6 protein-coding genes and 1 pseudogene are annotated in these 4,821 nt (G+C 69.6%); 2 read left to right on the top strand and 5 right to left on the bottom strand.

The window, feature by feature from the left end:
* Positions 1-786, top strand: a pseudogene (locus Q7T09_RS12850) (coproporphyrinogen III oxidase); the annotation flags it as partial.
* Entirely contained in the window at positions 786-1,364 is a 579-nt protein-coding gene (locus Q7T09_RS12845; protein WP_304700180.1) for an NAD(P)H-dependent oxidoreductase, read from the top strand. The pseudogene Q7T09_RS12850 and the gene Q7T09_RS12845, both read left to right, overlap by 1 nt.
* Here the strand turns inward: Q7T09_RS12845 and Q7T09_RS12840 are convergent.
* The 5 genes from Q7T09_RS12840 to Q7T09_RS12820 form a co-directional block, all read right to left on the bottom strand.
* A complete protein-coding gene (locus Q7T09_RS12840) occupies positions 1,361-1,864 on the bottom strand; it encodes a pyridoxamine 5'-phosphate oxidase family protein (protein WP_304700178.1) in 504 nt (167 codons plus the stop codon). The two genes, Q7T09_RS12845 and Q7T09_RS12840, sit on opposite strands and share 4 nt — an antisense overlap.
* Before the next feature lie 66 nt (positions 1,865-1,930).
* Complete coding sequence (locus tag Q7T09_RS12835) at positions 1,931-2,344, bottom strand: response regulator transcription factor (RefSeq protein WP_304700177.1); 414 nt, start codon at positions 2,342-2,344, stop codon at positions 1,931-1,933.
* 78 nt (positions 2,345-2,422) lie between these two features.
* The gene (fixJ, locus tag Q7T09_RS12830; protein WP_304700175.1) at positions 2,423-3,028 is read right to left on the bottom strand and encodes a response regulator FixJ; all 606 of its coding nucleotides are present in this window, start codon (positions 3,026-3,028) and stop codon (positions 2,423-2,425) included.
* Positions 3,018-4,511 (bottom strand): sensor histidine kinase, encoded by a 1,494-nt coding sequence (locus tag Q7T09_RS12825; protein ID WP_304700174.1) that lies wholly within the window; start codon positions 4,509-4,511, stop codon positions 3,018-3,020. The genes fixJ and Q7T09_RS12825 overlap by 11 nt, the downstream gene beginning before the upstream one ends.
* Before the next feature lie 63 nt (positions 4,512-4,574).
* A partial coding sequence (locus Q7T09_RS12820; protein ID WP_304700172.1) for an aminotransferase class I/II-fold pyridoxal phosphate-dependent enzyme occupies positions 4,575-4,821 on the bottom strand: 247 nt, incomplete at its 5' end.

Below are 4,821 nucleotides of genomic sequence, written 5' to 3'. Positions count from 1 at the left end.
TGCGTCGGCTGGCTGCGGGAGGCCGGGGTCGGATCCATCAACCTGGACCTGATGTACGGCCTGCCCAAGCAGACCACGGTCAACACGCTCAGCACGGTGGACAAGATTCTCACCCTGCGGCCCGAGCGCTTGGCCCTGTTCGGCTACGCGCACGTGCCCTGGATGAAGACCCATCAGCAGCTCATCGATGAGGCCGCCCTGCCGGGCGCCGCCGAGCGCCTGGACCAGAGCGAGGCCGCCGCCGAGCACCTGATGGCTGCGGGCTATGTCCGCATCGGCCTGGATCACTTCGCCCTGCCCACCGACGACCTGGCCCGCGCCCAGACAGAGCGCCGCCTGCGCCGCAACTTCCAGGGCTACACCACCGACAGCGCCCAGACCCTGCTGGGTCTCGGCGCCTCGGCCATCGGCAGCCTGCCCCAGGGCCTGGTGCAGAACGTCGCCCAGGAACTGGGCTGGCGCGCGGCCATCGCGGCCGGCGACCTGCCCATCGCCCGCGGCGTTCCGGTCACGCCGGAGGACCGGTTCCGCGGTGAAATCATCGAGCGATTGATGTGCGACCTGCGGGTGGACCTCGGCGCCGTCTGCGCGCGCCACGGGCGCGACCTGGCCGACCTGAACGACGAACTCGCCGAACTGACGGACTTCGCCGCCGACGGCATGGTGGTGCTGCAGGGCGACCATCTGATCGTCACCGATCTTGGCCGCCTGGTGGTGAGGACCGTCTGCGCGGTCTTCGACACCTATTTCGCCCCCGAAGCCGGGCGCCACGCCAAGGCGCTCTGATGCCCCGCAAGATCGTCGTCATCAACGGTCACCCCGACCCGGCCGGAACGCGGTTCGCCGCGGCCCTGGCCGACGCCTATGTGCGGGGCGCCAGCGAGGCCGGCCACATGATCCGACGCATCGACGTGGGCGCGCTGGACTTCCCGATGATCCATTCGAAGACGGACTTCGAGGACAGCCCCCCGCCGGCGGTGATCGCCAGCGCCCAGACCGCCATCGCCTGGGCCGACCACGTCGTGATCATCTTCCCGCTCTGGCTGGGGGGCGCGCCGGCCCTGCTGAAGGCCTTCCTGGAGCAGGTGTTCCGCTACGGCTTCGCCCTGCGCAAGGACGGCGGCGGCCTGGGCGGTCTGCTGAAGGGGCGTTCGGCCCGGATGATTGTCACCATGGGCATGCCGGCGCCGGTGTTTCGCTGGGTGTTCGACGCCGCCGGCCTGCGGGCCCTGGAGCGCGGCATTCTCTGGATCTCCGGCGTCAGCCCGATCCGGCACTCGATCCTGGGCACGGTGGAGGGCAAGCCGGCCCGTCGCGAGGCCTGGCTTCGCGCCGTGGGCCGCCTTGGCGCGGCGGCCGCCTAGATCGGCTCCACTCGCCAGTCCTCCACGATCCGCATCAGGTCGCGGCGGCCGGGCGGGACGGCGTAGTCGGTCAGAGCCACGATCTCCGGATCGGCCTGCAGCACCGCCACGGCGCTGGACAGGGGCTGGGGGGTGAAGGCGCTCTCCTGCGCGTGCGTCCAAATCCGCTTGTTGATCTGCTCGATCCGGTGCGGCTCGACCACCTCGTGGACCCGGGCCGACATGGAGAGGCCCCGGGCCGAACCTCCGCCGATGGCCAGGGAGACCCGCGGGTCGCGGACGATGTTGGCGAACTTCTGGCTGTCGCGCGCCACCACGAAGCACAGGGCGCGGCCTTCCCGCAGATAGTTGACCAGGGTCACCTGGGGCCAGCCGTCGCTGCGGTTGGTGGCCACGCTCATCAGGTGGTGCTCGTCCAGAATCTCGACGACCCGTCGCCGCAGCTCCGCCTCCGGCGGGGCGGCGGAATCGGGGGACGGGATGTCACCTTTCGGGCGCACGGTGGAATCTTCCTTGAAGTCGCCGACCATCTGGCTCGGAGTCGCGTCCGATCGCCTTGACGGGGGTCAACTTGGCAGTGGGGTCTCGGGAACCGGCTTTCGGATCGCGGCCTGCCGCTTCAGCGCCGCGTCGATCTCCGAGAGCAGAGCGTCCCCCAGGAGAGGCTTCTCCACGATCACCGCGCCCAGGGCCGCGGCCGCGTCTCGGACGCTCTGGCGGGGATGACTGGTGATCAGCAGGGCCGGCAGGTCGATGGCCCGCGAACGGAGCTGGGCCAGGGAATCGAGGCCGGTGAGGCCGCCCATGTTCTGATCCAGCACCAAACAGGCCGGGGCGTCCGGGAGGGTGCAGTTGAGAAGGTCCTCGCCGCTGCCCAGGGCGGTCACCACGAAGCCGTCCAGCTCCAGGGTGAAGGTCAAGGCGGTGCGCAGGGCGATGTCGTCATCCACGAGAACGATATTGGGTGGGCGGTTCGACACGCAGTCCAGTCTCCAGTCTGAGCTGGAAACCCTAGGGGCAGCCGGGGCGGGTGTATTTGATACAGCGCAATCTCGGAGTCAGGCGAACCCGGCCAGCAGGGCCATGCGGATCAACTCCGACAGGCTGGCGGCGCCGGTCTTGGTCATGACGTTGGCGCGGTAGACCTCCACGGTGCGGGGGCTGATCCCCAGCTCGAAGGCGATGATCTTGTTGGCCTTGCCCTCGACGACGCCGCGCAGGACCTCGGTCTCGCGGGGCGAAAGCTGGGCCAGCAGTTCGCGGAACGGCTCGGTGAGCACGCCGCCGCCCCCCGTGGCGGTCTCCGACAGGGCCACCTTGATGGCGTTCAGCAGGGCCTCGTCGTTGAACGGCTTTTCGAGGAAATCGGTGACGCCCGCCTTCATCGCCTCCACCGCCAGGGGCACATCGCCGTGGCCGGTGATCATCACGATGGGCAGGTTCACCTGCATCGCCTTGAGCTGGCGGGTCATCTCCAGCCCGTTCAGGCCCGGCATCCGCACGTCGCTGACGATGCACCCGCCCGACAGGCCGGCGGCGCTCTCCAGGAATCGCTCGGCCGAGTCGTAGGTGCGGGTCTCGAACCCCGCGCTCTCCAGCAGGAAGCTCAGGGAATCGCGGATCGCCTCGTCGTCGTCGATGATGTGGACGCAGTCAGACGCCAACGGAAAGCTCCTCCTCGGGAACCGCGCGCAGGGTGAAGGAGAACACCGTACCGCCCTCCGGGCCTGGCTCGGCCCAGATCCGGCCGCCGTGAGCTTCGATGATCGTGCGCGAAATGGAAAGTCCGACGCCCATACCCTGACTCTTGCTGGTGACGAAGGGCTGGAACAGGCGCTGGACGATCTGCGGGTCGATGCCCGGGCCGGTGTCGGCCACCGTGATGGTGACCATGTCCTCGGGCCCTGGGATGGAGGCCACGGTGAGTTCGCGCACGGGGCTGTCGTGCATGGCCTCGATGGCGTTGCGCAGCAGGTTCAGCAGCACCTGTTGCACCTGCACCTTGTCGGCCAGGACCAGCCGGGGTTCGGGGGCGAGATCGAAGCGCAGGCGCACGCCGTATTCCTTGGCGCCGATCATCGCCAGGGCGCCGGCCTCCTCGATCAGCTGGGGCAGGGGCTCGATGCGCCGCTCGGTCTCCCCCTTGGAGACGAAGTCGCGCAGGCGGCGGATGATCTCGCCGGCCCTCAGGGCCTGTTCGCCGGCCTGGACCAGGGCGTTGCGCACCTTGGCCGTGTCGGGGGCCGGCTGATCCATGATGCGGATCGAGCCCTTCACATAGTTGGCGATCGCCGAGAGCGGCTGGTTCAGCTCGTGGGCCAGGGCCGAGGCCATCTCCCCCAGGGCCGTCAACCGCGAGACGTGGACCAGCTCGGCCTGGAGGTCCTGCAGGCGGCGCTCGGTCGCCTGGGTTTCGGAGAGGTCGCGGACGAAGCCGGTGAAATAGCGTTCGGCCTGGGACTGCATCTCCCCCACCGCCAGCTCCATGGGGAAGGTCGAGCCGTCCTTGCGCTCGCCCACCACCACCCGGCCGATACCGATGATCCGCCGCTCGCCGGTGCGGCGATAGCGATCGAGATAGCTATCGTGGGCGTCCCGATAGGGCTGCGGCATCAGCATGCTGACATTGCGGCCGATGACCTCGGCGGCCCTCCAGCCGAACAAACGCTCGGCCGTGGCGCTGAAGGACTGCATCACCCCCTGATCGTCGATCACCACCATGGCGTCGGGCACGGTGGCCAGGATGGACTGCAGGTGGTCCTCGCGCTGGGCCAGGTGAAGCACCGCGTCGGCGGCGCGCCGCGACTGCCGCTGTAGGCGCCAGCCGCCGTAGGCGATGGCCGGCGCCAGGGCCACGAACAGCACCGCCTCGGCCAGCTCGGGCGGTTCGTCGAACAGGTGCGCCCCGCTGACCGCGACCGCGCCGAACAGGCTCAGGGCGGCGGCCAGCAGCGCCGGACAGGGACCGCCCACCGCCGCGGCGAACAGCACCGCCGGGGCGAAGAGCAGCAGCACGGGGCGGCCCTCGAACACCGGGCCCAGGGCCAGGCGCGCGCCCAGGGCCAGGGCGACGCCAAGGATCGCGAGGCCATAGCCACGCCAGACCGCGATCACAGGGCTCAGCGGCGGATGCGGAGAAGGCGGCATGGTGCTGGGCTAGGATCGATTGCGATCCGGCACAAGACCGAAGATCGTCGCCGGAGCCCGGCGTCAGGCGGCGTAGCCGCCCACGCGCTTGATGTTGCAGTGGGCCCACAGCATTTCCAGCGTCGCGGCCAGGTCGTCCATCATGGCGTCGGTATGGGCCGGCGACGGGGTGAAGCGCAGCCGCTCGGTCCCGCGTGGGACGGTGGGGTAGTTGATGGGCTGGACATAGACCCCGTGCTCTTCGAGCAGGATGTCGCTGATCATCTTGCAGTGGTGGGGGTCGCCCACCAGGACCGGGACGATGTGGCTC

Origin of the sequence: Phenylobacterium sp., assembly GCF_030645195.1 — a bacterium.
Classification (GTDB): Bacteria; Pseudomonadota; Alphaproteobacteria; order Caulobacterales; family Caulobacteraceae; genus Phenylobacterium.
The sequence above is the reverse complement of the archived record's forward strand: the minus strand, read 5'-3'. Positions and strand labels throughout refer to the sequence as shown.

What these genes read in the sequence shown, in the direction of transcription:
- Q7T09_RS12845 (WP_304700180.1), top strand. Translation starts at nt 786, where the DNA reads ATGCCCCGCAAGATCGTCGTCATCAACGGTCACCCCGACCCGGCCGGA.
- Q7T09_RS12825 (WP_304700174.1), bottom strand. Translation starts at nt 4,511, where the DNA reads ATGCCGCCTTCTCCGCATCCGCCGCTGAGCCCTGTGATCGCGGTCTGG.